Origin of the sequence: Paenibacillus chitinolyticus, assembly GCF_045038035.1 — a bacterium.
Classification (GTDB): domain Bacteria; phylum Bacillota; class Bacilli; order Paenibacillales; family NBRC-103111; genus Paenibacillus_F; species Paenibacillus_F chitinolyticus_A.
Window position 1 is genome coordinate 3,210,953 of record NZ_CP173427.1, and the last position, 25,415, is coordinate 3,236,367.

28 protein-coding genes and 2 pseudogenes are annotated in these 25,415 nt (G+C 50.3%); 9 read left to right on the forward strand and 21 right to left on the reverse strand.

The window, feature by feature from the left end; genetic code table 11:
- Positions 1-114 precede the first annotated feature (114 nt).
- On the reverse strand, positions 115-1,896 hold the full coding sequence (locus ACI48J_RS14455) for an RNA polymerase sigma factor (RefSeq protein WP_405078875.1): 1,782 nt from the start codon (positions 1,894-1,896) through the stop codon (positions 115-117).
- Between the two features lie 231 nt (positions 1,897-2,127).
- On the opposite strand from ACI48J_RS14455, the gene ACI48J_RS14460 reads away from it, so the two are divergent.
- Entirely contained in the window at positions 2,128-2,520 is a 393-nt protein-coding gene (locus tag ACI48J_RS14460; RefSeq protein ID WP_405078877.1) for a hypothetical protein, read from the forward strand.
- Between the two features lie 30 nt (positions 2,521-2,550).
- On the opposite strand, the gene def is transcribed toward ACI48J_RS14460, so the two are convergent.
- The gene (gene def / locus ACI48J_RS14465; RefSeq protein WP_405078879.1) at positions 2,551-3,069 is read right to left on the reverse strand and encodes a peptide deformylase; all 519 of its coding nucleotides are present in this window, start codon (positions 3,067-3,069) and stop codon (positions 2,551-2,553) included.
- A 30-nt stretch (positions 3,070-3,099) separates the two neighbouring features.
- On the reverse strand, positions 3,100-3,339 hold the full coding sequence (locus ACI48J_RS14470) for a helix-turn-helix domain-containing protein (RefSeq protein WP_405078880.1): 240 nt from the start codon (positions 3,337-3,339) through the stop codon (positions 3,100-3,102).
- Positions 3,340-3,611: 272 nt separating this feature from the next.
- Here ACI48J_RS14470 and ACI48J_RS14475 point away from each other — a divergent pair, with 272 nt between their 5' ends.
- Both ACI48J_RS14475 and ACI48J_RS14480 read left to right on the forward strand, forming a co-directional pair.
- Positions 3,612-5,426: an ABC transporter substrate-binding protein gene (locus ACI48J_RS14475; protein WP_405078881.1), complete on the forward strand. Its 1,815-nt coding sequence runs from the start codon at positions 3,612-3,614 to the stop codon at positions 5,424-5,426.
- A gap of 242 nt (positions 5,427-5,668) precedes the next feature.
- The gene (locus ACI48J_RS14480; RefSeq protein ID WP_326051828.1) at positions 5,669-6,145 is read left to right on the forward strand and encodes a YbaK/EbsC family protein; all 477 of its coding nucleotides are present in this window, start codon (positions 5,669-5,671) and stop codon (positions 6,143-6,145) included.
- Between the two features lie 91 nt (positions 6,146-6,236).
- On the opposite strand, the pseudogene ACI48J_RS14485 reads toward ACI48J_RS14480, so the two are convergent.
- The 3 genes and pseudogenes from ACI48J_RS14485 to ACI48J_RS14495 form a co-directional block, all read right to left on the reverse strand.
- Positions 6,237-7,037 (reverse strand): annotated as a pseudogene (locus ACI48J_RS14485) (IS3 family transposase); the annotation flags it as partial.
- Complete coding sequence (locus ACI48J_RS14490; protein WP_405078883.1) at positions 6,992-7,390, reverse strand: helix-turn-helix domain-containing protein; 399 nt, start codon at positions 7,388-7,390, stop codon at positions 6,992-6,994. The pseudogene ACI48J_RS14485 and the gene ACI48J_RS14490, both read right to left, overlap by 46 nt.
- Positions 7,391-7,517: 127 nt before the next feature.
- Positions 7,518-7,736 (reverse strand): hypothetical protein, encoded by a 219-nt coding sequence (locus tag ACI48J_RS14495; RefSeq protein ID WP_009673644.1) that lies wholly within the window; start codon positions 7,734-7,736, stop codon positions 7,518-7,520.
- A 164-nt stretch (positions 7,737-7,900) separates the two neighbouring features.
- On the opposite strand from ACI48J_RS14495, the gene ACI48J_RS14500 reads away from it, so the two are divergent.
- The 4 genes from ACI48J_RS14500 (at position 7,901) to greA (ending at position 10,097) form a co-directional block, all read left to right on the forward strand.
- The gene (locus ACI48J_RS14500) at positions 7,901-8,263 is read left to right on the forward strand and encodes a sigma-70 family RNA polymerase sigma factor (RefSeq protein WP_326051829.1); all 363 of its coding nucleotides are present in this window, start codon (positions 7,901-7,903) and stop codon (positions 8,261-8,263) included.
- A 23-nt stretch (positions 8,264-8,286) separates the two neighbouring features.
- Positions 8,287-8,454, forward strand: a complete 168-nt coding sequence (locus ACI48J_RS14505; protein ID WP_405078884.1) for a hypothetical protein — start codon at positions 8,287-8,289, stop codon at positions 8,452-8,454.
- A 206-nt stretch (positions 8,455-8,660) separates the two neighbouring features.
- Positions 8,661-9,134, forward strand: coding sequence for a L,D-transpeptidase family protein (locus ACI48J_RS14510; protein WP_405078886.1), 474 nt, complete (start codon positions 8,661-8,663; stop codon positions 9,132-9,134).
- Between the two features lie 489 nt (positions 9,135-9,623).
- A complete protein-coding gene (gene greA, locus ACI48J_RS14515) occupies positions 9,624-10,097 on the forward strand; it encodes a transcription elongation factor GreA (protein WP_009673590.1) in 474 nt (157 codons plus the stop codon).
- 203 nt (positions 10,098-10,300) lie between these two features.
- On the opposite strand, the gene ACI48J_RS14520 is transcribed toward greA, so the two are convergent.
- The 9 genes from ACI48J_RS14520 to ACI48J_RS14560 all read right to left on the reverse strand — a co-directional run bounded on the left by ACI48J_RS14520 (position 10,301) and on the right by ACI48J_RS14560 (position 20,055).
- Complete coding sequence (locus ACI48J_RS14520; RefSeq protein WP_405078887.1) at positions 10,301-11,203, reverse strand: alpha/beta hydrolase; 903 nt, start codon at positions 11,201-11,203, stop codon at positions 10,301-10,303.
- Positions 11,204-12,058 carry an ABC transporter ATP-binding protein gene (locus tag ACI48J_RS14525; protein ID WP_405078888.1) on the reverse strand — a complete coding sequence of 285 codons (855 nt, stop codon included), beginning with the start codon at positions 12,056-12,058 and terminating at the stop codon, positions 11,204-11,206.
- Positions 12,059-12,072: 14 nt separating this feature from the next.
- Positions 12,073-13,095, reverse strand: coding sequence for a FecCD family ABC transporter permease (locus ACI48J_RS14530; RefSeq protein WP_405078889.1), 1,023 nt, complete (start codon positions 13,093-13,095; stop codon positions 12,073-12,075).
- A complete protein-coding gene (locus tag ACI48J_RS14535; protein WP_405078890.1) occupies positions 13,088-14,095 on the reverse strand; it encodes a FecCD family ABC transporter permease in 1,008 nt (335 codons plus the stop codon). Before ACI48J_RS14535 ends, ACI48J_RS14530 begins: the two co-directional genes overlap by 8 nt.
- A 27-nt stretch (positions 14,096-14,122) precedes the next feature.
- On the reverse strand, positions 14,123-15,103 hold the full coding sequence (locus tag ACI48J_RS14540) for an ABC transporter substrate-binding protein (protein WP_326051837.1): 981 nt from the start codon (positions 15,101-15,103) through the stop codon (positions 14,123-14,125).
- A 6-nt stretch (positions 15,104-15,109) separates the two neighbouring features.
- Entirely contained in the window at positions 15,110-15,910 is an 801-nt protein-coding gene (locus ACI48J_RS14545; RefSeq protein WP_405078891.1) for an alpha/beta hydrolase, read from the reverse strand.
- A gap of 169 nt (positions 15,911-16,079) precedes the next feature.
- Entirely contained in the window at positions 16,080-17,714 is a 1,635-nt protein-coding gene (locus ACI48J_RS14550) for an AraC family transcriptional regulator (RefSeq protein ID WP_405078892.1), read from the reverse strand.
- Positions 17,715-18,258: 544 nt separating this feature from the next.
- Complete coding sequence (locus tag ACI48J_RS14555) at positions 18,259-19,452, reverse strand: MFS transporter (RefSeq protein ID WP_405078893.1); 1,194 nt, start codon at positions 19,450-19,452, stop codon at positions 18,259-18,261.
- 75 nt (positions 19,453-19,527) lie between these two features.
- A complete protein-coding gene (locus tag ACI48J_RS14560; RefSeq protein WP_405078894.1) occupies positions 19,528-20,055 on the reverse strand; it encodes a TetR/AcrR family transcriptional regulator in 528 nt (175 codons plus the stop codon).
- 1,156 nt (positions 20,056-21,211) lie between these two features.
- On the opposite strand from ACI48J_RS14560, the gene ACI48J_RS14565 reads away from it, so the two are divergent.
- Positions 21,212-21,691, forward strand: coding sequence for a DinB family protein (locus ACI48J_RS14565; protein WP_405078895.1), 480 nt, complete (start codon positions 21,212-21,214; stop codon positions 21,689-21,691).
- Positions 21,692-21,744: 53 nt separating this feature from the next.
- Here ACI48J_RS14565 and ACI48J_RS14570 read toward each other — a convergent pair.
- The 3 genes and pseudogenes from ACI48J_RS14570 to ACI48J_RS14580 all read right to left on the reverse strand — a co-directional run bounded on the left by ACI48J_RS14570 (position 21,745) and on the right by ACI48J_RS14580 (position 23,220).
- A pseudogene (locus tag ACI48J_RS14570) lies at positions 21,745-22,770 on the reverse strand (IS1595 family transposase).
- A 41-nt stretch (positions 22,771-22,811) separates the two neighbouring features.
- Positions 22,812-23,063 carry a recombinase family protein gene (locus tag ACI48J_RS14575; protein WP_405078896.1) on the reverse strand — a complete coding sequence of 84 codons (252 nt, stop codon included), beginning with the start codon at positions 23,061-23,063 and terminating at the stop codon, positions 22,812-22,814.
- Positions 23,026-23,220: a hypothetical protein gene (locus ACI48J_RS14580; protein ID WP_405083292.1), complete on the reverse strand. Its 195-nt coding sequence runs from the start codon at positions 23,218-23,220 to the stop codon at positions 23,026-23,028. The genes ACI48J_RS14575 and ACI48J_RS14580 overlap by 38 nt, the downstream gene beginning before the upstream one ends.
- 308 nt (positions 23,221-23,528) lie before the next feature.
- Here ACI48J_RS14580 and ACI48J_RS14585 point away from each other — a divergent pair, with 308 nt between their 5' ends.
- Positions 23,529-24,278, forward strand: a complete 750-nt coding sequence (locus ACI48J_RS14585; protein WP_405078898.1) for a class I SAM-dependent methyltransferase — start codon at positions 23,529-23,531, stop codon at positions 24,276-24,278.
- A gap of 46 nt (positions 24,279-24,324) precedes the next feature.
- Here ACI48J_RS14585 and ACI48J_RS14590 read toward each other — a convergent pair whose 3' ends face one another.
- From ACI48J_RS14590 to ACI48J_RS14600, 3 genes are read right to left on the reverse strand one after another with little or no spacing between them, the layout of a single operon-like run.
- Complete coding sequence (locus ACI48J_RS14590) at positions 24,325-24,483, reverse strand: hypothetical protein (protein ID WP_405078899.1); 159 nt, start codon at positions 24,481-24,483, stop codon at positions 24,325-24,327.
- Positions 24,480-24,629, reverse strand: coding sequence for a hypothetical protein (locus ACI48J_RS14595; RefSeq protein WP_326051846.1), 150 nt, complete (start codon positions 24,627-24,629; stop codon positions 24,480-24,482). Before ACI48J_RS14595 ends, ACI48J_RS14590 begins: the two co-directional genes overlap by 4 nt.
- Positions 24,613-24,798 carry a helix-turn-helix domain-containing protein gene (locus tag ACI48J_RS14600; protein ID WP_405083232.1) on the reverse strand — a complete coding sequence of 62 codons (186 nt, stop codon included), beginning with the start codon at positions 24,796-24,798 and terminating at the stop codon, positions 24,613-24,615. The genes ACI48J_RS14595 and ACI48J_RS14600 overlap by 17 nt, the downstream gene beginning before the upstream one ends.
- Positions 24,799-25,415: the final 617 nt, after the last annotated feature.

Sequence of the window (25,415 nt, forward strand, 5' to 3'; positions counted from 1 at the left end):
AATTATACCACAACTCTTTCCTCACTTAAACCCTCTTTTTGTCATCCGGCATGATAGACAAAAAACCGCCGGATGTCCGGCGGCCTTTCCTATTCTAAGCAAGGGAGCTTTCCGTTAGCGCAGCAGATCCGTCAGCTCGCGCAGATAACCGACTGCTGTCTGTTCGCGTTCTTTAATAAGTTCCAACAGGGAAACCGCTTTGGCGGAAGCATCCGATTCGTTAGGATCGCCGCCCTGCGGAAACGGAAACAGCTCTTTGAGAACGGAGAAATGCTCCAGCGCTTCCTTGTATTCCCGTGCCGCTTTTTGCGCGAGGACAGGAACATCCGCAGAACCCGCCGCAGTTTCTCCGGCTAGAGGCCACTGCTCTGCCGCTTCGTTCAGAAACCGTACGGCATGACTCCGCGCGTCTCTTACGACCGCGATGTTGTAGGCATTTCCATTGGGTTCGATTTCTCCTCCCCGGAAAGCCCCGATCCAGGCATCGTACGCCGCCAGCCCTTTTACCGAGCCGGTGCAGTCGTCAGGTTCTCTGCCGTCGTAATGGTCTACGATCATGTTCATCGCCCGGCCAAGCCGCTGCTTGAAAGTCGTCCCGGCGGAATCGGCGAGTGCCAGCACGAAAATTTCCTCTTTCACGCTGCGCCCCAAATTTTCGTAATCCAGCGTATCTTTCTTTCCGCATTCATACGCATGAAGCAAATGCCGCTCGTCGTCGTATCCGTAGATAAGCCCGAATTCGGGCAGGAACAAGTCCCAAGCCAGCACGGGTACGCCCCTGTCGAGGGAACGGTGGATCAAGTCGAGAGCTTCGGGCAGCGCCCGGTTGATGCCGCGCTTGCCCATCGCTTCTTTGCCCAAAAGCACCGGGTCAAGAAGATTCGCATTCGTTCCGAGCGTTCCGCTCATTCCGTCCACATAAGACGACCGATAGCCGATGTTCTCCAATCCCCTGGAGAGGACATCCGCAAAGCTGTAGGCGGTCGGGCCCGCAATATGAACGCTGGACGGCACGATGTTGAGCCGGAACGCATGCCCGGTAAGCCCCATAACCATCGGATGGGACAGCGTCTCGCCCGCGGCTTTCAGCATCGCATACAGGGCATCCGCCGCCGTGGTCCAGCTCTGAGCCTCCGTGAAACTTTCATGATCCGGTACCATAACCGTTTTCATATCTCCCATATCCTTTCTCGTTCTCATATAGGAGCCAACCGTTATGCGGATTCTTTCCTGCATCACTTTTTTCCGGGAACGGCTGATAATCTGGTACACATTCGCGGAGGAGAGCTCGAACAGCCCGGCGATTTCCTGCGGAGAGAGCTGGTCAAAGAAATGCGACTCGAAAATACGCCGTTCCCGCGGCTTTAAGCAGCCGATGATCCCGGTCAGTATTTCCAGCGTCTCCTTCTGCATATACGCCTCCTCCGGGGTGAGCTGCGCATCCGCTTTGCCGGCGGCCGTACGGCCGAGCCGGTCCAGAATGCGGTCCAGGTCGCCCCACCGCGATTCTTCGTCCGGACTCTGCAACGTAGGGGCAAGCTGCGAGAAAGCGCGTTCGCGGGCGGATGTGTTTTTCAGCCGGGTGAACGCCTGATTGCGAACAATCCGGTGTACCCAGGGCAGGAACTTATCGGCCTCGACCAGTTTGCCCAGGTGCAGAAAAGCTTTCACCAGCGCATCCTGGACAATGTCCTCCGCCAGAAAAGATTCCCGGGTAATCGTCCGCGCATACCCGTACATGCGGGACCGGTGCCGCCGGACCAGTTCTCCGAACGCCTCCCGCTCCCCTTCCTGCGCCCGCTGCACCAGATGGTTGTCATCCATCTGTTCCCAATTTTTTAAATTCGTTGTGGAGTGATTCAAGATAAGCACCTCGCAAAAAAGTTGACCTGTCATAGAGACTCGGGAAAGACGCTTTTTCTGACAAAAATGACGGAAGACCCAATTTTTTTATTCGGGCCGAACCTCATCGAACGATGGACAGGGCCGATCCGGCAAGGATAAACTAGTTCAAAGAACCGCAGCATTTACTCGTTTTGCGCTTACAGACATAAAAATCCGGGTTAAAAAGAAAGGAGAGCCTGCGCCGATACGTTTGAACGGTAATTTATTTAAAGGAGGGGTCTCGTGAAGAAGAAATCGGCTTTGCTACTAATGCTTCATCCTCTGCTGACCAGCCTCATTCTGTCTTTGCTGATGGCCGCCATCCCGTTCGCTCTGGACGGATTCGAGCCCCGCGGTTCATCCGCCACAATTTTCACGGCGGCGATTCTTTTTGTCACGCTTCTTTTCTTATTTCCGTTATTTCTTGCCGTTTTCGGTCTGCCTTCTGTCTTGTTTCACCTGTTTTCGGTCAAGCTCCCGATCCGGCTTCTCCTGTATCTGATCATCGGCGGTTTGTGTATGAGTACGATTCCTTATTCCGCCCGGTACAACAGTCTTTTTCTCGCGGCCGGATTCCTGTATGCCGTTCTCGATGCCGCCTTTTTCTTCCTTCAAAAAAAGCGGCACGGGACCTGAGTTCCCGGCTGCTTATCCGGTCAGCGCAGTTTAAAACTTCCGGTTCGTCAGACGGATAACCTCGGCAAGATCCGCAGGCTGCCCCGTCTGTTCCTGATAAAAACCGTTTCGGACAATACGGTCCACGAAAAGAATGCCGTTCAAGTGGTCCATCTCGTGCTGAATACAGCGCGCCAGGTAGCCTTCCCCTTCCAGCTCACTCGTGTTCCCGCTCCGGTCAAGCGTCGTAATTTTCACATATTCCGCTCTCTTCACGATTCCCGCGTAGCCTGGATAAGACAAACACGCCTCAGGGCCGGTCTGTTCTCCGCGCATGTCCACGATCTCGGGGTTAATCAGCTCAATAAGACCCTCTCCGCAGTCCATGACAATGACACGGCGCAGAATGCCCACTTGAGGAGCGGCCAAGCCCGCCCTTCCTTCCTCGGCGTACAGCGTATCCATCATATCATCCAGCAATTTGATCACTCTCGCGTTAACTTCCGAAACCGGCTTCGCTTCTTTCCTCAGCATAGGATCTCCGAAAGGAAGGATCGTTTTCACGGCCATGGGCTTCATCTCCTTCTGAATACTGCCTGCTTATGCGCCTTTTCTGCCGGACGGCTTGTGGACCCACAAATCTCCCGGCGTACAATCGAGCGCGGTGCACAAGGCGTCAAGCGTGTCCGCTTTCATCTGCTTAGGCGATTCATTCAAAAGGGCAGAGATTGACGGAGCCGACAAGTCGTAATCGGCCTTTTCTTTCAGAAGGCGCCCTAGCGCCGCGCCGGTCCAAAGCCCTCTTTCCGCCATGATTTTCCGTAACTTCCAGATCAGCACAACATTCACTCCCAGTATTGTTTTAGGCAACACCTTAATTATTTAGGTATCACCTAACATATCATATGCAGGTTTTCCTGAGAAGACGACGTTTTCCGTCCCTTTCTGGCTTTTCTCTTATGCCGTTCCAGGATCCGACTTCCGTACCAACCAGGCTGCGGAATCCTCTTGGCTTTCTTCTCTCTCGACTGTGTGTATAATGAAGTGCAAAAGGAGAAAACACGTGATGTGGTTCTATGACGTTTTTCATCTTTGTATAAAAGGAGTCCGACATGAACATAACCGAGCATTTTCTGCGCTTCTATCCACTCCTGGCCGGAGCGGAAATGTCCGAAGACGGGTCGTTTCCCGTTACCATCGAGCGGCTGGCAGACCTGCTATGCTGTTCTTCACGCAATGTGAAATTCATCCTCAGAAAGCTGGAGGACGAGCAGTACATACGCTGGCAGCCCGGGAGGGGACGCGGGAACTCTTCCCGCCTGACACTATTGAAAGAACCGGAAGACGCTGTCTTACCCCTGTTCCGAGAGCTTATGAACAAAGGCAAGCTGAAAGAAGCGATCGACCTTCTGTCGATGGAAGCGCTGCCTGTTGCTCTGAAACACCGGCTGAGAACGATGCTGGATTCGCACCTCGGCTTTCAGGTCGAGGAAAGCGGCGGAGTCCATCTCGATGTGCTCAGGGTTACGCATAACAAGCGGTTGGACACCCAAGATCCCGCTTATATTTTCACCACGTTCGAGTCCTATCTGATCAGTCAGGTATGCAGCCGACTGATCTCGTACGAACCCGACGAAGGCCGGTTCGTTCCCGGCCTGGCCCATGCTTGGCAGAGCAGCGACGACTGCACGCGCTGGACCTTTTTCCTGCGCAAGGGAGTCCGTTTTCATCACGGCCGCAGCCTGACGGTTCAGGACGTGCTGTTCACCGTGCGGAGGCTGAAGCGGCTGTCCCATTCGGCGTGGCTGTGCGAAGATATCGGCGAAGTCGAGACGGACGGCAGGTATACGCTGACCTTTAAGCTGCGCCGCAGCAGCCTTTTCTTCCCCCATATCCTGAGCTCCGTTCAATTTTCGATTTTGCCCGGCGATCTCGATCCCGCCTCTCATAGGCTGACGGGGACGGGACCGTTCCGGATTGCCGAACAAAACGAACGGCTGCTTGTGCTCGAAGCGTTCGACGCTTACTACGGACACCGTCCTTTTCTGGACCGTGTTGAGCTGCTGCTGCTGCCGGAAGATACGTCCAACGAGCGGCGCTATCAGATCAGCGGGAACGAGAACGATTCCGTCGCCGCCATCGGCACGGAATCCGGGCCGACCGATCTCAAAGTCAATTTAATCAATCCGGCAGCCGGTTCCCGCTACCTGCTGTTTAATTTCCGCAAACCCGGCATCCATCATAACGCCGATTTCCGCAAAGCGATGAGGATCATTTTCGACCGGGCCGCGATGGTGGCGGAACTGAAGGGCAACCGGATCGCTCCGGCGGACAGTTTCCTCCAAAGCGAGAGCGAGGCAGCCTCCTTCGAGGCTGCGCCACTCCATGAAGCCGTCCGGCTGCTTCGGAAGTCCGGCTACCGGGGCGAGGCGCTCCAGCTCTTTTTTATGAACAAAAAAGAGGAAGAGGAAGAAGCCCGTTGGCTCCAGGGCCGCTGCGCGCGGGCCGGACTCCCGCTCACCTTACAGCCGATGAAATATTTCGAGAGCAGCCGGGTAGCCGCCGAAGCGGACTTGCTTGCGGCGGAAGAAGTTCTGGAGGACGACCTGGAGTGGGGCTTGATCAGCTACTACAAGAACCGCTCCAACTACCTTCATCACCTGCTTACCGAAGAGCAGCTCGGTCTGCTGGACCGAATCCTGGACGGTTTCACCGGATTTCCCGAACCTTCCAGGATGAAGCTGCTCCGGGAAGCCGAGCGAACCTTGAAAGACAACGACTGGCTGCTCTTCGGCTGCCATGTGATCAAAAAAGTTCACCTGCACGACTCTTTGCAAGGCAGGCAGATGGATTCGTTCGGACTCATCGATATCGCGAAAGTGTGGATTCAACCATCACCCTCTCAAACCGGCGTCCCGTTCCCGTAAACCCCATTCATGCTATTGTCGGGCGCAATCTCGAATGAATCCGTCAAAAAAGAGCCTGAACCTCGATAAGGTCTCCGTGACCGGCGTCAGCAAAGGCATGCTTTATCAGATCGAACGGGGAGATTCCCAGCCGGCCATCGCATCGATACAAGAATCTCTCCGAACAGGAAACCGTCCTTCATGTTATGATGTACTATGAAGATCTGTAATCGGCTACACCGATAAGGAAAGGAAGAAAAAAGATGTCGTCTTTAAAGGAAAGTGCCCGGCGAATCCAGGACAAGCTGCTGGAGCTGGGTCATACCGGCAAAGTCATTGAACTTCCGGACAATGCCAGGACTGCGCAGGAAGCGGCCGATGCCATCGGGTGCGAAACCGCGCAAATCGCCAAATCCATTGTTTTTCGTCTGCAAGGCACCGGCAAGCCTGTTCTTGTCGTAGCAAGCGGAATCAACCGCATCAACGAGAAGGAAATCGGCGCAAAAGTCGGCGACAAGCTGTGCAAAGCCGATGCGGACTTTGTCCGCGAATCGACAGGGTATGTGATCGGGGGCATCCCTCCGCTCGGCCATAAGGAAGCCATCCTAACCTTGATCGACGAAGATCTATTCCGGTACGAGACGATTTGGGCCGCCGCCGGCCACCCCAAAGCTGTTTTTCAGCTAACGGCCGCTGACCTGGTTTCTTTTACCCAAGGTGAACTTGTTTCCGTAAAATAGCCGTTCACCCGTATAGATGAACCTCATAAACAAAAAAGAAACCCCCTGCATCGTGGTCAAGCCCCCAATTAGTGGACACTAAAGAAAAACCCTATCCAACAAGCTGTTTCCGGTACTCGACCGGTGACAGCTTGTTTAATTTTCGTTGCGGTCGACGGTTGTTGTAAAAGTGAATATAGTCTTCAATTCGTCTTTGTGCTTCTTCGACGGATCGAATATCATAGGGGTAGAGCCCTTCCGTTTTGAGATGCGAGAAGAAGCTCTCCATCGAGGCATTGTCATAACAATTGCCTCGGCGAGACATGCTGATTTGGGCGCCAACCTTCTGCAGCATGTCGTGGTATTTGTAGGACGTGTACTGGGTTCCCTGATCGCTGTGTACGATCATCCCGGTCACGTCCTTCTCCTTTTCAAATGCTTTCGAAAACGTCTGTAGGACAAGCTCCGTATCATTTCGAAGGCTCATATGGTAACTTACGACTTCGTTCTGACAGAGGTCTTTAATCGCGGAGAGATAGAGCCACACCTCCCCAATTCGATATTGGGTGATGTCCGTGACCCATTTTTGTTTGGGGCTATCCGCTCGAAATTGTCGATCCAAGCTGTTCTTAACGACCCGATCGCCTACGTTCCAGATCCGACCTTGAGTGCGGTATTTACGACGTATGGTGGAGCGTAGCCCCATCGCTTGCATGAATCGTTGAACTTTCTTGTGATTCATCCAGACCTTCTCATCTTGCCATAAGAACAACTGAACTTGTCGGTAGCCGTAGATTCCGTTGTAACGTTCGTATGTGGCACGGATGAGTTGCTTATCCGCTGCATTCTTATCTTCACCGATCCGCTTTAAGTAAGTGTAGTATCCACTTCGGGAGACGCCGACCTCTTTACAGAGCTCTGCAACGCTAAAGCTTTCACGGAGCTCATGGACGAGCCTATATTTCTCTGGTACACCTCCGCCTTCGTAATCGCCAACCACTTTTTTAGAACGGCATTCTCCATTTCTAATTGTTTAACATAGCGATTGGCATCAGAATATTCCTCTGGTTTCCCACGCCCATCCATAAGCCCAAAGTCACCCATCTGATTGTAACGCCGCATCCACACTTTTAACCTTCCGACGTCTGCAATCCCCAGCAATTCCGCTACTTTTTGCTTCGTCATCCCTTGCAATCGCATCTCGATTGCTTGCTTCTTCGTCTCGAAACTGTACGTTTGAAGCTTTTGCCCCTTTTTCAATGGCATAAAAATGCACCCCCTAAAATGTCATCGGATAAACCAGGGGTTTCATCCAATGTCCATTCTAAGGGGTGCACTTCACCGGACAGGGGGTTTCCGGCATTCGGATGAGCCCCTGCGGGCTCATCTTTTTTTACGGCTGCGTGCCGTTCTTGTCTTCTTTGCCGCGTCCCCGGTCGGCCCTGGCATCGATTTCTTTAATCAGCCGGCACAATTTGTTCAGCGAGCTGTCCAGCTTATCCAGCTTTTCGCCCATCGTCTGCAGCACGTAACGGAGCAGAACGAAGCAGAGCGTAACCGGAAAGCCGACATTGGTCACCAGAGATACCAGATTCTCGATATTCAGATCCATCCTTTTCTCCCTCCTTTCGGTCTCATTTTATAGGTAAAAACCGTGTCTTTTTTACAACAAATCAGGTATAATAAAGAGAGAAAACAAGAACATACGTTCTTAATCGGGTTGTAAAAAACCGCCTGGAATTACCCTATTAGATAAAGACGAAGGGGTGATTTTTTATGTCTCAGCAGTCTACTTTGGTGGAGAAATACAGAAAGGAAGTGTACCGGATCGGCTGGCGCATCCAGTATAAAGCCCGTGTCATCAGCAACCGCGAATACTCGGTTTCGGACAACGCCTACTCGTTTACGGCCGGGGGCTTTACCGAAAGCTCCGACAGCAGGCTGGACATGCTTGCCTTGATCCAATCCCTCCCTTCCCGGACGGGCCGAATCGTACTCCACGAGCTTTTCATTCAGGATAAGACGGAAGCGCAGGTCGCTAAGGATCTCAATATGACCCAACAGGCGGTGAACAAATGGAAAAGGAAAATGCTCCGCTTCCTATCTCAGACGAAGAATTCCTCCATCTCGTCCGGCTAAGCAAGGACGGAGATCCCGAAGCCATGCTCCGGCTGCTGCAAGTTTTCGAAGACGATATTCTCAAAATCAGCCGTTACATCCGGATGTCGCGCGAAGATGCCGTCCAAAGCATCGTGACGGACTTTATCGCGCTGGTCAAACAAAGCGATGACGTTCCTTCTTCTTCTGGCGAAAACACGGACAAGACCTGACGAAAGCGCCATCCCGGCGAGCGGCTAAATTTCAGAAAAATCTCCTTTCCGAAGGAGATTTTTTTAGTTCCGGTTGTTAAATCGGCTCCCCCTTTACCTACATAGATGAGAGGGAAAACGAGGCGGCGGAAAACGGAGGAGGAGTCCTTCCTTTCCGCTGCGACTCCATCGGGTTCTCGTCTACATTCTATTTGGAGGCTGATCGTATGAGTTACCATATTATTGCCAATTTCCCTGCCAATCGCGACAACAAAGGAACTTTGAAAATGTACGACGGAAGCGGAGCGCTTGTCTTCGGTCCGGTCGAAGCGCTGGGACGCGGATCGAACGATCCCGCCAACAACAATAATCACGCCAACTGGAAGATGACGAATGCCGATACGCCTACCGGCGAATATGCCGCTTCCGTTATCGGCGCCGGTACGCCGACGTCCTCGTACGGTCCGTACAGCCAGGTCAATCTCGATCCGACGAGCGGCAACGCGCTTATCGCCGAGAATAACGGCCGATCCGGGTTTATGATCCACGGCGGCGATGCTTCCACGGACTCTTCCGCTTCGTGGTACCCGCTCAGACCGACTTACGGCTGTATCCGTCTTTCCAACAGCAACCAGAATGCGCTGATCAACAAAATCAAATCCGTCGGCGGCAGCGGCAAGCTGACGGTCAACAACATCTGACGGCAAAAAAAGGCGGGGAGCATTCCCCGCCTTTTTGCCTTGTTTCCGGTCATGCGCCGCAGCCGGCCGCATGATCCGCCCCGACCGCTTCGGACTGGTTGGCAAACCCGTCCCGCTTCAGTCAACCGAGCAGCTCGCTGCTGCACGCCCGGTTGATCCCGGTTCCTTTATAAATAAAGGACGTGTAAATTTCAACAAGCGAGGCGCGACCGGGCTCTTCCTTGACCCGTACAGCTTCTCGTTCAGATACAGAAGCCCGTGCTGCCGCTGGATTCTCTGCATATTCCGCAGGACAAAACCGGGAAGCCGGACCGGGCCGTGCAAGCGGGCCTCCCTTATAACGTTCAGGCGGTGCCGTGCAGCTGCAGGTAAGTTCCAAAAAACGAAGATGACTTTTTCCGGCTTCAGGTTCGCATGATCGCTTCATATAGTGTACAATGCAAGAAACACCTGTTATCAAAAGTTTGGGTACCATTAGGAGATGTTTACATGGCAGAAGAACAAGTGATCTTGACCCCCGAGGGACTGGCTCAGCTGGAGCAGGAGCTGGAAGAGCTCAAAACCGTGAAGCGCAAAGAGCTGGCCGACCGCCTCAAAACCGCGATCAGCTACGGGGATCTAAAGGAAAACAGCGAATACCACTCCGCGAAAGACGATCAGGCCTTCATGGAAACCCGGATTATCACAATTGAGCGGATGCTGAAAAAAGCCCGTGTTTCCGACAATACCGATACGTCTACCGTTAAAGTAGGGTCTATTGTCGTGCTGAACGATATCGAATTTTCCGAAAAAGTGGAGTATCGGATCGTCGGCCCGGCCGAAGCGGATGTAGCCGACAACAAAATTTCTTACGAAAGCCCGCTGGGGGTTTCCCTGATGGGGAAATCGGTCGGCAGTATTATCAGCGTGGATGCTCCGGTCGGAGTCATCAAATACGAACTTCTCGAAATCAGAGCAAAATAATGGCCCTTTGCCGGTAAAAAGGGGGCAGCCCGCCGAGTCATCTCGAATGACTTGGCGGGCTGCCCCCTTTAACTATATTCCGGTCCGTCTCGGCCCGAATGCAGCCATTGCGGCTTCTCGGAACGCTGCCTGTATGAATCTTGCCGGATCTAGATGAACTGGACGGCGCCGGACCGCTGCGGCGGACGGTCGCGCAAAATCCGCTACACTTGCCGGTCAGCGGGTTCGGGACGAAGCGCGAACCGCACGGCGCGGCTGATTAACGGCGGCAGCACGGAAACGTGCCCCTCCCCTTCGAACTCTTTAAACTCGGTCGCTATGCCGTATTCGCTTAATGCCGAAAGCCGCTCGCAAAGCTCGGCCGCATTCTCTCCGCCGCCGGTATGATGCGACTTTTCCAGTTCCCCGATGGCAAGGAACAGCTTTATATGCGCAGCCCCTTCCATCGGCTTTCCGCCGGAGGTTGACAGCTTGGACGCGAAAGCCCGCTCCTCATCGAGCAGCACCCGCTTGTTCCAGTGGATGGAGGGGCTGCCGGCTACACAACATTGGAACGCTTCCGGCCTCGCGTACAGCATATGCAGCACAAAAAGTCCGCCCAGCGAATGGCCGAAGATCGTCTGCCTCCTGCGGTCGATAGGGTACGTCTCTTCGATCCGCGGCTTCAGCTCGTCTTCGATGAACGCCATGAAAGCTTCGGCTCCCCCATGCTCGGGCCGCTCCCCCTCCCGAAGCTTGAAGGGCAGATCCTCCAGACGGATTTCGCGCGTAAAATCGTAATGCCGCGCGGGATGAAACGGTCCGTCCGTCGGATAGCCGATACCGACCACGATAGCGGGAATAACGCCGGTTCTCTCCGGCGCCCGGGACTGGACACGGACCGCTTCCACCATCGTGCCGAAGACGGAGTTGGCGTCCAGCACGTACACCACGGGGAATCCGGATGGGGGCGCTTCCCCTTCGGGGACGGCGATGAAAATCCGGTATTCCCGGTTTTCCGCGCGCGACCGCATCGTGCGCTGCTCGGACCGCGGCATCGTCACACGCTCCAGGACTCCGGCGGCCGCTCCTCCGGTTTCCGCAAACTCTCGGTTGACTGTACTCATCTATCTCACTCCTTCGCCTACCGCTTCTTTTTGCGGTTCCGTGCTGCCTGCGGCCGAAGCCGCCTTATTGCGCAAATAGCTTTCATAACCGTAGCAGACGGGCGCCCCGTTCTCCGGGTCCAGCATAATCCGGGCATCGATATGGAACACCTGATTCAGCACTTCCCTGGTGATGATTTCATGAGGATGCCCGGCCGCGATAATTTGCCCGCTCTTCATAGCGACGATCCGGTGGGAAAACCGAGCCGCATGGTTGATGTCGTGAAGCACCATTACGATCGTCTGCTTCCGCTCCATATTCATTTTCTCTACGATCTGGAGAACTTCCAGCTGGTGGGCCATGTCCAGGAAGGTTGTCGGCTCGTCGAGCAGCAGCACTTCCGTATCCTGGGCGAAAGCCATCGCCAGCCATACCTTCTGCCGTTGTCCGCCCGACAGGCTTCCGATCTCCCGATCCCGGAAGGGCGCCACATTCGTGACTGCGAGCGCCCACTCGATCACTTCTTTATCCTGGGGAGACAGCCTGTTCAGGTTTTTGCGGTGCGGATAGCGTCCGTACGAAACGAGTTCCTCCACTTTAAGCTCCGGAGGGGCGACCGGATTCTGCGGAAGGAGCGCGATATGCTGCGCAATCTTCCGGGTCGGGATCGCATTCAAATTCTGTCCGCGGAAAAAAACGTTCCCGTTCTTCTGCTTCAGAATGCGTCCGATCGTTTTAAGCAGCGTCGATTTACCGCAGCCGTTTGGCCCAATGATGGTGGTGACCTCCCCTTCCTTCACCTCAAAATTGAGATCGCGGAATACGCTGTTCTTTTCATAACACGTTTCCAGATTCTCCACACGTATGATACTCAAGGACGACACTCCCTCTATGCTTTGGCCTTAAACAGCAGGTAAATAAAATACGGAACGCCTATGATCGAGATCATGACACCTACAGGCAGCTCGACCGGCATAAATACCGTTTTGGCGATAAAATCCGATCCGATCACGAGCAGCATTCCGATAACCGCACTGACCGGCAGAACACGGTTATGATGTACGCCGACCAGACGTTTGGCGATATGCGGCGACATCAGCCCGATAAATCCGATCCCCCCGGACACGGAAACGCACGCGCTGACAAGCCCGATGCTGCCCAGCAGAAGAATCCCTTTCTGCCTTTCCACATTTACCCCCAGACTTTTCACGCTGCTCTCTTCGAGCTGGAAAAGATCCAGGGTGTACGCGCTTCTGCGTATAAGCGGGATCAGGATAAGCAGCCACGGCAAAATGGAAACGACATATTTCCAGTTGGCATTATAAATGCTGCCCGATGTCCAGACGGCGGCCATTTCGAAATCCTTGGCATCCATTTTGAGCGTGAGGAACAAAGCCAGAGCGCTGAATCCGGCTCCGATTGCGATTCCCGTTAAAATCAGGCGCTGGGAATCGATCCGTCCGTTTTTCCAGGAAAACAGGTAGATGAGAACGGCGGACGCGAGCCCGCCGACCAGCCCGAACAGAGGCATCGTCATAATCCCCAACCAGCCCGTACCGTGCAGCTTGCCCTGGAAGAAAAACATGAAGATAACGATGGCCGCCCCGGCGCCGGCGTTGATGCCGAGAATGCCCGGGTCCGCCAGCCCGTTGCGGGTAATTCCCTGAATCACGGTTCCCGCAATGCCGAGTCCCATGCCGACCAGTCCCGCAATCACAATTCGCGGCAGCCGGAATTCGAGAATGACGAGATCGTTCTCGGGACTCGGATCGATCCGGAGGAGTGTATTCACCACGTCCCCGACCTTGATATCGAATGAGCCGTTGGTCAAGCTTGTGTAAGCGGCGATCGCGATAAGTCCTAGGAAGGTAAGAAGGACCAGCATATAGCGGCCGAACGATTGTTTAGGCATGCTTTTCCCCGCCTCTCGTCCTCGCCAGATACAGGAAAAACGGCACGCCGATAATAGCGGTCACGACACCGATCGGCATTTCGTACGGATAATTCAGGAAGCGGCTGAGAACGTCCGCCAAAGCCAGGAAAATACCGCCCAACACACCCGCGCACGGAATCACCCATTTGTAGTCGATTCCGATCAGGAAGCGGGTAATATGGGGAATAATCAGCCCCACAAATCCGATTTTGCCGGCCAGAGCTACCGAGATCCCCGTCAGAATAACGACCGCGCCCATCGCGACGATCTTGACCAGCAGCGTTCTCTGCCCCAGGTTAATTGCGACTTCTTCTCCCAGCGAGAGAATCGTGATCGATTTCGCGATCCGGAAGGCCGCGATAAGACCGATAACCGCAAAAGGAATGCAGAGCAGAATCAGCTTCGGCTCCAGTTGATGAAGTCGCGCGTTGTACCAGAAGCTTATGTTCTGCGATTTCTGAAAATACATGGAAAGAGCCGCCGAAACGCTGCTGAGAAACGTGCCGATAACTGTGCCGACGATGGCCATCCGCACAGGCGTCAGTCCGTTGGGGAGCAGCGAGGCGAGCCCGAATACAATGCCGACCCCGAGCGCGGAGCCGATCAAGGAATAGAAAATCATATCCAATGAAGACGAATTGGGCAGAAATATCATGCAAAGCGTAATGACAAACGCCGAGCCGTCGGTCACCCCCATGATGGAAGGGGATGCAAGGTAATTCCTTGTCATCCCCTGCATGAGCGCGCCCGATATGGCAAGGAACGCTCCGATTAGAAGCGCCCCCACTACTCTCGGCAAACGGGAGGTCCGGATGATCTGATGATCGACATTACCCGGATCGAAACGGAACAGGGCGTCCATGACCGTTTGCAGATGAATTTGTTTGGCCCCGTACAGAATGGACAGCACCATGATGAACACGATGATCACCGGCGAAGCCCATAAGATCCATTGAGGTTTTGCCAGACTTCTTTTCATATCGGATTACTCGTTTCGGTTTAAAATTTAGTTGGTCAGCTTCGGAAGAGCGGCCTCAAGGAACTTGAACTTGCTGTAGGAAGTTCCCCCCTGCGCCAGCGGATCTACGACGTTGATAAACACTTTTTGGTTTTTCACGGCCGTCATACTCTGCCAGATCGGATTCTTCTGAAGGTCTTCCATCACTTTCGGCTGCTCTTTGTTCTCGTCTTCGGAGAACTGGACGAAGATGTAGTCCGGGTTAATTTCGGACAGTTTCTCCATCGAAATCAGTTGCTGCGCCTTGGCCTGCTTCACTTCTTCGGGCGCGGTAAGACCCAGATCGCCGTACAGGGACGAATTGAAGAACACGCCTTCCGGATAAATGGCGATGCTGCCCGCGCGGAGACGTATCGCCAGCACTTTTTTGTCTTTCAGCGACGTGCCGAGTTTCTCTTTCGCGGCGGCGGCTTCTTTTTTATATTTCTCGATCACTTCTTTAGCCTTGTCCTGATGACCGGTCAGTTCTGCCAGCACGTTCAGATTGGCTTCCCAATCGGTCGAAACGTGGGAGATCGGAAGCGTGACTTTAACCTTGTTCATCTTTTCCATCATTTCCGGCGGGAATTTGGTGGAACCGAGAATGACATCCGGTTTCAGTTTCAGAATCGTTTCCAGATTCGGCTGCGTTTTCTCGCCCACGGATTCCGCCTTGTCCGTAATGCTTTTGAACAGCTCGGGAAACTTGCCGCCGACTGAATTTGCGCCTACCGGTTTCACGCCGAGCACGAGTGCGTCTTCCATCGATTCGAAGGAACCGGCCACTACAATGCGTTCCGCTTTGGACGGTACGGTATATTCCTTACCGAGGTAAGTGATTTTACGCGTTTCGTTCGTGCCCGCCGCCGTCGGGGCCGGGCTTGTCGCCGCATCGGCGCCGCCTGTCTTTGCCGCCTCTTTTTGCGCTCCGCATGCGGAAGATAATAGTGTTACGGCAACGAGACCGGCTGCCACCCATGTTTTTTTCATTTTTCTCTAACCCCTCTCCGTATCCGGAAAAAATGTGTTTGTATCCATACCGAAAATCCACTTCAATGCTTCGGGAAACTGTTCCACGAATACGGGAACTTGATGCTGCCCCCCTTCGCCGATAACGAGACGCAGCTTGGCGCCGTTAAAACCGGAGTCCGCAAGCAGCGTGTAAGCCTGCCGGGTTCTGGCCAACATGGCACTCTGAATCGTCTTCTTGCCGGCGCCTTCCTGATCTCCCACATACATGTAAAACCTCTGTCCCTCGTCGGCAAGCTTATGCCCCCGCATATACTCGATGATGCCTTCATACCAGAAGGACCCCGAGATGCTGCCGATTCTCCCGAAAACCGAAGGATGCTCGAACGCCGCAAACAACGAGATCAGACCGCCGAGCGAAGCGCCGATCATCCCCGTATCGGCAGGTCCCGCCAACGTCTCGTAGCGTCCGTCTATATAAGGCTTGAGCTCATGAACGACGAGATCCAGGTATTTTTTGCCGGAGCCGCCGAAATCTTGTACGGATTCCACCAGCGCCTTCGCCGGCCAAGGCGTATATTCATCCAGCCGATCATCCGGCTCCAGACCGACGAGAATCAGTTCCCGCAGCTTCTTCTCCCGGAAAAGCTCTTCCATGCGGGCAACCGCCTGGTTGGTGACCGTATCCATATAATCGGACGGATCGTTTACATAGACGACCGGGTAACGCTTGTCTGCCAAGCCGTAGGACGGCGGCGTATAAACGGTCAGCGTCCTGCCTTGAAAGACTTGCTGCTCCAGACTTCCTCTTTCTCTACTGCTTTCCATGCCATTCCCCCGACGCTCTCTTTGTAAAAACTGAGAATCATTATCACTTAATAACAAAAAAAAGAGGGAGGTTCTTTTTTGAATATTTGTATTGATAACAATTCTCAATTGAAATTATAACCCACGTTTCTTTACCGGGACATGGACAATACACGGAATTAAAACTGGACTATTTCCGCAAAAAGAGCTTTTCCACTTCACCCAGAATACGCTCGTGCCCGGAAGCCGAGTATTCCCGCCAAGGATCGGAGGGGATTTCGTAAACCCGGTTCTGCCTCACCGCGTGCAGATCCCGCCAAAGAGCCGTCGCCTGCAGATCTTGCCATCGCCGGAGCGTCTCCGTTTCCTGGCAGACGTTGACGAGGATATGGTCCGCGTCCAGCTCCGCCAGCTGCTCCGGGAGAATCGGCACATTGATTTGGTCCCGGGTATAGTTAAAGGCCGGCTTCATACCCAGCTCATGAAAAAACACGTCTCCCATGCTCCGGGTTCCGCATATCCGGATCTCCTGTTTATGTAAGCTGATCAGCAAAAATGTGTCTTCTCCCGTCCGTTTGCGCAGTCTGCCGCGGAGCGACTCCACGCGGCGGTCGTATTTACCGAGCCACGTTTCAGCTTCGGTCGTCCGGTCCAGATAAGCGGCGATAAGCAGCAGCTGCTCCCGCCAATCCGCCCGGCGATCGGGAATATACAGCACTTTTCCCGCCTGCTCGAGGCGCTCTTTTTCTCCCGGATTGAGGGTATCCATCGAAAGGATAAGGTCCGGCTTCGTTTCCCGAAGCTTCTCGATGTTGTACTCCCAGTCTTCGCTGTACCGGTAGGCGCTGAGATGAACGGGAATATCGGAACGGTAATTCTCGTAATAGTGGCCGGTCCATTTGGGATGAAGGGGCGCCGCATACGGGAGATGATGAATGGCCAACAATTGGCCGATCAGATGCGAATGATGGACCGCGATTTTTTTCCGCCGGTTCTTCATATAAACCGTGGGCGAGACGCCCACTTCCTGCTTGAACTTCCGGCTGAAGTAAAATTCATCCTGATAGCCCACTACGTGAGCGATGTCCTTGAGGCGGGATTGAGATAACGCCATCAACTGCTTGGCGCGGTTAACCCTCTGCTCGGTCAAGTAGTCGGTTACGCTGAGGCCGTACGTTTTTTTAAACAAATCCCCGTAGTATTTCGGAGATACTTCGGCCATTCGCGCGAGCTCGTCAATCGTGATATTGGTCTGGTAGTGATTTTCGATATAGTGCCGGGTGCGTTCCAAAGCGCTTCGGGCATCCAGGGGAGATTCGTCCCGCATATGGGCGGAAATCGAATGGATCAATTCAAGAAAAGCCGCCTGGGCTCTCAGCCGGTCGAAAGGATCGGCACTGTGCCAGTAGGTAGAAAGCGCCTCGCTCAGCACGGAAAAATGCGAATGAGAATGAACGGGCAGCACCTGCGGCTCGTTCCACGTTCCCTTCCGGCATCCTTCACCCGTCCCGTCCTCATAAAAAAGGTCGAATCCGACCCATGTCAGCTCCAGGCCGCCTGCCTCCGTCTTCATTCCGATTACTTCGCCGGGCAAGCAGACATGTATGTTCTCCGCTCCCAGGCGGCTAAAACTGCCCTCCCGCTTCAAAGCTCCTTCGCCGGCCGTAACGACGATCATTACATGCTGATCGATGAGCCGGTAATCCATTTCCCAGCCGTCCCCGGCCTTGATGGCTTCAACTTGACGTACTTTATAGGAAGCGTCCGTAATGGCTGCCGATAAACCCGGACGTATTTTTTCGTTGTCGGTTACAGAGTCACTCAACCGTTTTTCCTCCCATTCTGTTGGAATATCGTTCTGTTCCCGTGTCTGGCGGGTTTAATATACCGAGATGTATGTTTGTGATAATGATTCTCAATATCATTGAATTATAGCAGATGTTTCGTTCTTTGAGAACGGGGTTTCTTTGCGACAGAACATAACGATATCCCAATGAAAAAAGACCGCACATGGCTGTGCGGTCTTCCATTGTTCCGGCGGTAGCGACCGGTATGAGGCTTTAACAACCTTGCGAAGCTTCCCGTGTTCGGTCCCCTCGCAAGATGTTTTCCAAAGCGGAGGCATAGGCTAAGGCTGGCGATATTTCTTTCCATAAAGCCCGTAATATCAGGGAATCGAGTCTGGTACTTATTTTCCTAAAACAAGTAGTCCTGTTTACTTAGGTACTAGCCGCCCTAGATTGACCACTAACCCTTAACGTGGGCGGGCGGTAACCTATAGGACTGATTGACTGTTGTTCTAGTGGTACGTTGCACTTCTTTACAACCTTCCCACGGCATTAAAGTTCAATAATTTATAGACGATATAATTAATTTTTTTCTTTCGTATAATAAATCATCGCGATGATCGGAAAAGCTATTCCAATCCACAACGCTGCATTCCAGCCACCTAAGGCATATGCCCACCCACCTAAGGCTGACCCTATAGCACCGCCAAGAAAAAAAATGGCCATGTATAATCCATTTAATCGGCTGCGAAACTCTGCCCCTAATGAAAAGATGACACGCTGTCCAAGAACCAGATTAGCAGAAACCCCCATGTCTAAAAGGATCGCTGCAACGACTAGGGTTGCAACTGCAGCTGTCGAACCGCCTTGAATCATCAGGGGAAGCAATATAGAAATGATAACAATAGCTAGCGCTAATCCTGTGGCAGGTCGAATCCAACCTTTATCCGCAAGACGTCCTGCCACGGGTGCGGCAACCGCCCCAGATACCCCGACTAGAGCGAACAATGCAATCTCTTTTTGAGAAAAATGAAAAGTGGGGCTACTCAATAACAAAGGAACAGTTGTCCAGAACAAACTAAATGTCCCAAATATACAAGCGTGATAGATCGCTCGACGGCGCAGGATCGGAGTCGTTCGGAGTAAATGCCACATGGAGCTCATAAGGATCGGGTATTGTACATTTACCAACGGCTTCCTTGCAGGCAGCGCCTTTGCTAATAAGAGTGCCAGAACAAAGATCGTCGCGGCAGACAAGAAAAATACAGCGTGCCAGTTCAGGAGATCTGCCATAAAACTTGATACAGGCCGTGCAAGCATGATACCGAGTAACAGACCGCTCATGACATTACCAACTGCACGTCCGCGCAAGGCATCAGGCGATAGATGAGCTGCATAAGGTACCAACACTTGAGCTGCGACTGATCCTATCCCAATAAACAGTGAAGCTATGAGGAATAACGCTGCATTTTTCACTACTGCCGCAATCGTCAAAGCAACTGCCGTGAAGAGCAATGATGCTACTACTAGCCGTCGGTTTTCAAGAATGTCTCCCAATGGTACGATAAATAATAAGCCGATACAGTAACCAATCTGGGTAAGTGTGACGACAAGCCCTGCAGTCTCTGCAGATAACCCGATTGCTGAACTGATTGATCCCACCAAGGGCTGTGCATAATAGAGATTAGCGGCGATTACACCGCACGAAATTGCCAGAAGGAGGGTGATCCAAGACGAAACAGGTTTCTCAACTTTTTGGTCTGCGCTTAAACTCATAGCAAGCTCCTTTACAATAGTTATGGAAGATGTGTTTTTTGGAACAATCGTTCCGATAAGATCAAAAAAAATATGCTACAGCATCTCAATCACAGTATTAATCATGTCATGAACGACTTTCTTGTCACTTTTTACTTTGGAAATTAGATTTATACTATGATTGAGGTTAAGCAGTAAATGCGATAGCACTTTTATATCTTTTTTTGGGTCGATTTCTCCTGTCTGCTGTCCTTTACGTAAAAGTTCATAAAAAGACTGTTCCAATCCCTCAAATCGCTCACGTATCAATTTACGTAGTTCTTCATCTGGTGAATCCATATCAATGGTTGCATTTGTTATCAAGCATCCTTTTGGCAAATCCTCATTAAATGCGGAAGTAATGTGCTGATCAAAATACTGCCGGATTCCAACTTTCGCAGACGGCGCATTTACCAAGAGATTTCTTTTATTTTGACCTATTTTTTTGTAATGGTGTATTGCCTCAACATAAAGCGTCTGTTTGTCCACAAATGTTTCGTACAAGCTTGATCTGCTTAATCCCATTGCTTTTAATAAATCTGGTATGCTTGTCGCTTCGTAACCTTTTTCCCAAAAAACTAACATTGCCTCATGAAGTACGCGCTCCTTGTCAAACTCTTTTGTGCGTCCGATGGTTACTCCCTCCTCTCTGTAGGAAACAGTATAATATTTCGGGAACGAATAGTCCAGTATTTTCGTTATGATTCCAATCCAGTTCCATTTAACTGCTCGTTAGCGTAATGACCCTACGAGTCTAAATCTTTATGAAATGTCTAAACCATCCTTTTCTCGGAAAACTACTGTCATGCCTTAACTTCGGCTCAGAAGCAATTGCCTTTATGCTAGGCAATGGGTGGGGTACAACAAAGGACAGCTGTCAATAGCCGCCCCTAGCTGAACTTATGGTCATAAAAAGAAGCGGGACTTCTCCCGCTCCGTTGCTGAATACGCCAATACACCTCAACCATTAGTCTTTCCTGACCAACAGTGAGCAACACTCCACATGGGCGGGTTTCGTAATTTATTTATTTTGCCGTTTGATCGATAAAATCAACTTCATACTGCCGCTCACCGTTTTTTTTCACCAACTGGCGCCAAGTGCCAATCCGGACTCCATAACTGGATGCGATCTCCAGGTCTGCTGTTCTTAAATGCCTGGTTTTATGGGCCTTCGTAATTTAGGTTTAAAGTTGGATTAATGGGTATTGAGAATAATATAAATCAATGAATTCTGACACAAATATGATACAAGCTAACCGTTCTACCCGATCGACTGTGATTGGTCTTCATTATTCTTAATTCAGAATACCCATATTCATCATCAATACTTGTGTCTGATGAAAGCAAAGGTGAAGTATAGCTGTAATTCGCCGCATGCACAGAATATTTTTCCCAGAAAGAATTGAAGTCCGCAATTTTGACGTAAGTCTGATTAACCCTGTCTTTTGTTCCTTCAGCTTTTCAATACCTTTGTAAAGACTGTATTTGCTTCTCTGATTGCTTTCTTGCTTGTAAGGTCTTTACCTCTAGCCGCCCCATTATTTCTTTCTCATTGAGGGTATTAGCCATGTTACGAATATCATCAAGGATTACGCCTATGAGTACTTTTTCCTTACGCTGTTTTCGTAAATATTGTTGCTTTCAAACGTAAAGCTTGAGCATTCCTTGCCTTCTGGAAGAATATAGAATATAGTGGGAACATGAGTTCCTATTTAATCTTGAAAATCTGGAGGTTTCCGATATGGTTAGCTTAGGCAAAGAAACGATTCATCGGTATAAAGAATTTATAGAGTGGACGGATACATTACGGGATTTGGACGATAACATTTGGTTAACTCCAATCGCTGAAGGGAAAGCAACGGTCGCGGAAATCGTTTCGCATCTTCAAAATTGGGATAATTACCTCATCAATACGATTATCCCAGCAATTAAAAATGGCGAAGGAATGGTCTTTCCAGATTTCGATTCGTTCAACCAAAAAGCTTACGAATTTGCTCGTTCGGGCGTTTCTAAAAATAGTATGCTCGACGAATTTAAGCAAACCCGTCTTCAGTTGATTGAGATACTCCTAACTGATTCAAACGTTGCCGCTAAGCACGTGACTGCAAACGGCGTAGAGAATTGCCCGCATACAGGCACTCCTTACTCGCTGCTCTATATTATCCATGAATTTATTGAACATGACATTCATCATAAGAATCAAACTTTATCTGTAATCTGATTCTTTCGTGAAGAGCGAAATTAGCCGTCCCTTTATGGGGCGGTTTCTTCGTTTTAACATGCCTTAAATTTCTGAACGGTTGTAAAGTTCGCCCGCTTGCAGGTGTCCAACAGCAGTTTCTTTTGTTTGTCCGCGTCGCCGAGCTTTTTGTTCAATTCCAAGAAGCGGAACCAGAACATATAGTTGTCCATGTACTTGGTTGCTACGCCTTGGAATCTGTCCATCCAACGTTTTAAGCGGGAATGATACGCGTTTACGTGTTGGATGTGATAAATTTTCTTGGACACATGTGAGCCTCGCGGCAAAACTTCATGCGTGATGCCCTTCATTTGAGCAAACTTCTTGAAATTGGTCGCACTGTCGGTGCAGAGCAAAGAAGAGGCTGTAATGTGAATGCCGATCACGTTGTCAATCGCTTCGGCTTTGATGCGTCCTCGCCCGCCCACCTGGCAAATGATGTTGCCGTTACGGTCATAGGCAACAACGACGCTTACTTGTTCTTTCGAGATTCCGCGTTTGCGTTTCTCTTTACTTTCATTCTCGACTTTGCGACCCCGTTTTCGGGCGTTGCGATGCGGGATACCGCCTTTTCTCCCCTTCTCGGATTCCAAAAAGTGAGTCTCATCACTTTCAATGATACCGTTTAAAGCGTTGTTGCCAAGAGAACGCAAAGCATTGAGAATTTTGTGCCGCCAATAGAAAGCAGTTGAGACGTGCATATTGAGCCTTTCAGCAATTTTCGGAAGCGTGTAGCCTTAGACCATCAGTTCGAAATATTTAAGCCATTCGGTCGGTTTATGCGTACCAGCCATAGGTGTGCCTGTCATGTCGTTGAAAGATTTGCGGCAATCGGCACACAGGTAGCGTTGGCGACCACGATAAGTTCCGTTTCGCTTTACTTTTCGGCTGCTGCAATGAAGACACTTTAAACCTCCAGCGAATTTGACTTCGCGGATGTCATTTATGAGTCCGTGAATTTTGGGGGCGGGGAACAACGTCTCTTTCATTGCTTCGAAGAGCTGGTGTTGTTCAGGTATTGAAAGGTCGGAAATATCAGCATATAGGTCAAGCCAATTCATCTTTTGTTGCCTCCTGTGGGAATGTGTGTTCCTATTATACATTATCGCCATGAAAGCAACAATTTATGCGAAAACAGCGTTTCCTTAACGCTATGGTGACTGCACGCATCTCGTATCAAGCGTTGCAGGTTTTCCCTCTTACCAGTTGTCCCGCTTTCAACATCAACATAGAAGTCAAATACATCCCAACCCCTATCTTCTAGGTACTGGTAGAATAAACTTCTTTGATTCTCTAACGACGATTTTTGTTCCTCTTTATCTGTCGAAACACGGATATATACTGCACATCTCATAGTTACGCCACCTCTTCACTATGAGATGATTGGCGTTACCTTCATTATACTTGATGTCTTCTTGGCGTTCTATTGTTCTGTCAATCTCCGCTTCAATAAACGGCATAAAAAGTGTTAGGAATGAATCTTTACCGACAAAGGTTCTTTCAATTTTCATGTTGTTATCGCCCCCTACTCTCAGTGGTCACCCTATGTAGAGGAAAAGGTGCGAGGATAACACATGCAGAAACATACTCTTAAAGTATTTTTACTTCTTGATTGACAAACTCTCTTTGAACTATAATTGGATCAATCTTTCAAATGGGGTGAAATGGATGTCTTTCCGTATCGTTCGAGGTATTTAGTTTTCGGGCTGGAAAAAACGCGTGCCAGCCACCAAGGGGGTAGTCTGCCCTTTGGTCTCATGAAGCTAAAACATTGAATGATATCGGTCAACATTTATCCTCATTGGAAGGTGGAATAAAAATGAATCCATTGGAATACAAAGAGTTCTATGATAAAGTCGGCAAAATCAACGGTTGGGATTTCAGCAATGTGAAATCCGTTTCTGAAGGAACAAGATGGGATTTGTATCGTGAAGTAATGAAGGTCTGCAAGAAATCGGATATATTGCTTGACATTGGTACTGGTGGCGGAGAAGCTATCTTATCAATAGCTGAATTTGCACTACTTCTAGTTGGGATTGACCAATCCACTGGAATGATTGAAACCGCAACTAGGAATTCTGCTAAATCAGGAATACCTAATGTACGCTTTCTAATGATGGAAGCTGAAAACTTGGGTTTTCCTGACGACTTTTTTAATGTAGTCTCTTGTAGACATTCAGAATTCTTTGCTAAAGAAGTTGCAAAAGTTTTAATTAAGGGCGGAACGTTCCTCACTCAGCAAGTAAGCGAAAACGACAAATCAAATATTAAAGAAGCGTTTGGAAGAGGACAGGCATTTGGTACAAAGGCAGGTACATTAAAGCATCAATATATTACAAAATTAAGCGAAGCGGGCTTTAGCGACATTCAGGCATTTGAATTTAATGTTATTGAATATTACCAAACGGCTGAAGACCTGATTTTTTTACTAAAGCACACTCCAATTATTCCCGACTTTGGATGGAATGAGGTTGATTTCCAAATACTCCAACAGTTTATGAAGGAAAATCAAACTCAGAAGGGTATTAGGACAAATTCGGAACGCTTTATAATAGTTGCTAAGTTATAGAGATTGAATGCAAAAAGGATACTCGTTAATCGGGTATCCTTTTTACTTATAACGCTTTATAAAATATAGAATTTTGAAGTGCAGGAGCAAATATTTCGTGAATTTGCCTTTGCAAATCTTCTTTATAAAGTTCAAATACATCAGCCGGATGAGGGTCTAAACTTGTTGAAGCTTGTATTTGCAGGTCTCGCAACCGTTCTTTCACCTTCCGCCCCAACTCGCTCCATTGCCATTCTTAGGTTTGGATTGCTCCAAGTATCTATGTTGGCTAAGCTGTAGAACCTTCTGTTCGTTCATATTTAGCATTGTAGCGGCTTCAGCGAGCGTGACCGTTTTACTGTTGATAATCATTGCCCCTACCTCCTGACGTATCTATAAGAATGAACTTCTTTAACCCCGATTGTGGGATTCTGATGATCCGCCCAACCTTCACAGATGGAATAGTGTTGTTCGAGACGAGCCTATGAATCGTTCGATAGGAAACCCGTAGTAGGTCTTTAGCTTCCTGCATTGTCAACATTTGCTCCAATGCTTCCAACTCCTTTCAAATATTGTCACCTACAATATAGGTAATTGGGGCAGTTACGGAACACACAGAGCGTATAGAGTAATAGAGATGTGTAAACAGTCTTTAAGTAAGAAACGAAATATTCCGTTCTCATGAAGAAAAACGGGGCATAAGCAAGCTAAGAAGATTGAAGGCTATAATGATGGTATCTAGGGAACTAAATCATTGTGGCGGGTAGGATACTTGGAAGAATAGGGGTACTTTCTAAAGCATTTTTTGATAGGAAGATAGGTATAATAGCTTTCTACATGTTAATAATAGAACCATCACGCTCCTTGTTTTGCCCCGCCGTTACGGTTGGGGCTTTCTTTGTGCGTACAGACGATATTTGCAAAAATTTCAGGCGGGTATGATAAGCCTTAACATCGGCTCAGATGCAATGACTAATTCATCAGGCAATGGGTGGGGTACAACAAAGGACGGCTATCAATAGCCGCCCCTAGCTGAACTTATGATCAAAAAAAGAAGCGGGACTTCTCCCGCTCCGTTGCTGAATACGCCAATACACCTCAACTATTAGTCTTTCCTGAGCAACAGTGAGCAATCCCCAATATGTGTCATATGCGCGG

Bases quoted from the DNA above. Each gene is read 5' to 3' on its own strand.
- ACI48J_RS14455 (WP_405078875.1), bottom strand. From the start codon at position 1,896: ATGACAGGTCAACTTTTTTGCGAGGTGCTTATCTTGAATCACTCCACA.
- def (WP_405078879.1), bottom strand. From the start codon at position 3,069: ATGGCCGTGAAAACGATCCTTCCTTTCGGAGATCCTATGCTGAGGAAA.
- ACI48J_RS14475 (WP_405078881.1), top strand. From the start codon at position 3,612: ATGAACATAACCGAGCATTTTCTGCGCTTCTATCCACTCCTGGCCGGA.
- ACI48J_RS14480 (WP_326051828.1), top strand. From the start codon at position 5,669: ATGTCGTCTTTAAAGGAAAGTGCCCGGCGAATCCAGGACAAGCTGCTG.
- ACI48J_RS14490 (WP_405078883.1), bottom strand. From the start codon at position 7,390: ATGCCATTGAAAAAGGGGCAAAAGCTTCAAACGTACAGTTTCGAGACG.
- ACI48J_RS14495 (WP_009673644.1), bottom strand. From the start codon at position 7,736: ATGGATCTGAATATCGAGAATCTGGTATCTCTGGTGACCAATGTCGGC.
- ACI48J_RS14500 (WP_326051829.1), top strand. From the start codon at position 7,901: ATGTCTCAGCAGTCTACTTTGGTGGAGAAATACAGAAAGGAAGTGTAC.
- ACI48J_RS14505 (WP_405078884.1), top strand. From the start codon at position 8,287: ATGCTCCGGCTGCTGCAAGTTTTCGAAGACGATATTCTCAAAATCAGC.
- ACI48J_RS14510 (WP_405078886.1), top strand. From the start codon at position 8,661: ATGAGTTACCATATTATTGCCAATTTCCCTGCCAATCGCGACAACAAA.
- greA (WP_009673590.1), top strand. From the start codon at position 9,624: ATGGCAGAAGAACAAGTGATCTTGACCCCCGAGGGACTGGCTCAGCTG.
- ACI48J_RS14520 (WP_405078887.1), bottom strand. From the start codon at position 11,203: ATGAGTACAGTCAACCGAGAGTTTGCGGAAACCGGAGGAGCGGCCGCC.
- ACI48J_RS14530 (WP_405078889.1), bottom strand. From the start codon at position 13,095: ATGCCTAAACAATCGTTCGGCCGCTATATGCTGGTCCTTCTTACCTTC.
- ACI48J_RS14535 (WP_405078890.1), bottom strand. From the start codon at position 14,095: ATGAAAAGAAGTCTGGCAAAACCTCAATGGATCTTATGGGCTTCGCCG.
- ACI48J_RS14540 (WP_326051837.1), bottom strand. From the start codon at position 15,103: ATGAAAAAAACATGGGTGGCAGCCGGTCTCGTTGCCGTAACACTATTA.
- ACI48J_RS14545 (WP_405078891.1), bottom strand. From the start codon at position 15,910: ATGGAAAGCAGTAGAGAAAGAGGAAGTCTGGAGCAGCAAGTCTTTCAA.
- ACI48J_RS14555 (WP_405078893.1), bottom strand. From the start codon at position 19,452: ATGAGTTTAAGCGCAGACCAAAAAGTTGAGAAACCTGTTTCGTCTTGG.
- ACI48J_RS14560 (WP_405078894.1), bottom strand. From the start codon at position 20,055: ATGTTAGTTTTTTGGGAAAAAGGTTACGAAGCGACAAGCATACCAGAT.
- ACI48J_RS14565 (WP_405078895.1), top strand. From the start codon at position 21,212: ATGGTTAGCTTAGGCAAAGAAACGATTCATCGGTATAAAGAATTTATA.
- ACI48J_RS14575 (WP_405078896.1), bottom strand. From the start codon at position 23,063: ATGAGATGTGCAGTATATATCCGTGTTTCGACAGATAAAGAGGAACAA.
- ACI48J_RS14580 (WP_405083292.1), bottom strand. From the start codon at position 23,220: ATGAAAATTGAAAGAACCTTTGTCGGTAAAGATTCATTCCTAACACTT.
- ACI48J_RS14585 (WP_405078898.1), top strand. From the start codon at position 23,529: ATGAATCCATTGGAATACAAAGAGTTCTATGATAAAGTCGGCAAAATC.
- ACI48J_RS14595 (WP_326051846.1), bottom strand. From the start codon at position 24,629: ATGATTATCAACAGTAAAACGGTCACGCTCGCTGAAGCCGCTACAATG.
- ACI48J_RS14600 (WP_405083232.1), bottom strand. From the start codon at position 24,798: ATGTTGACAATGCAGGAAGCTAAAGACCTACTACGGGTTTCCTATCGA.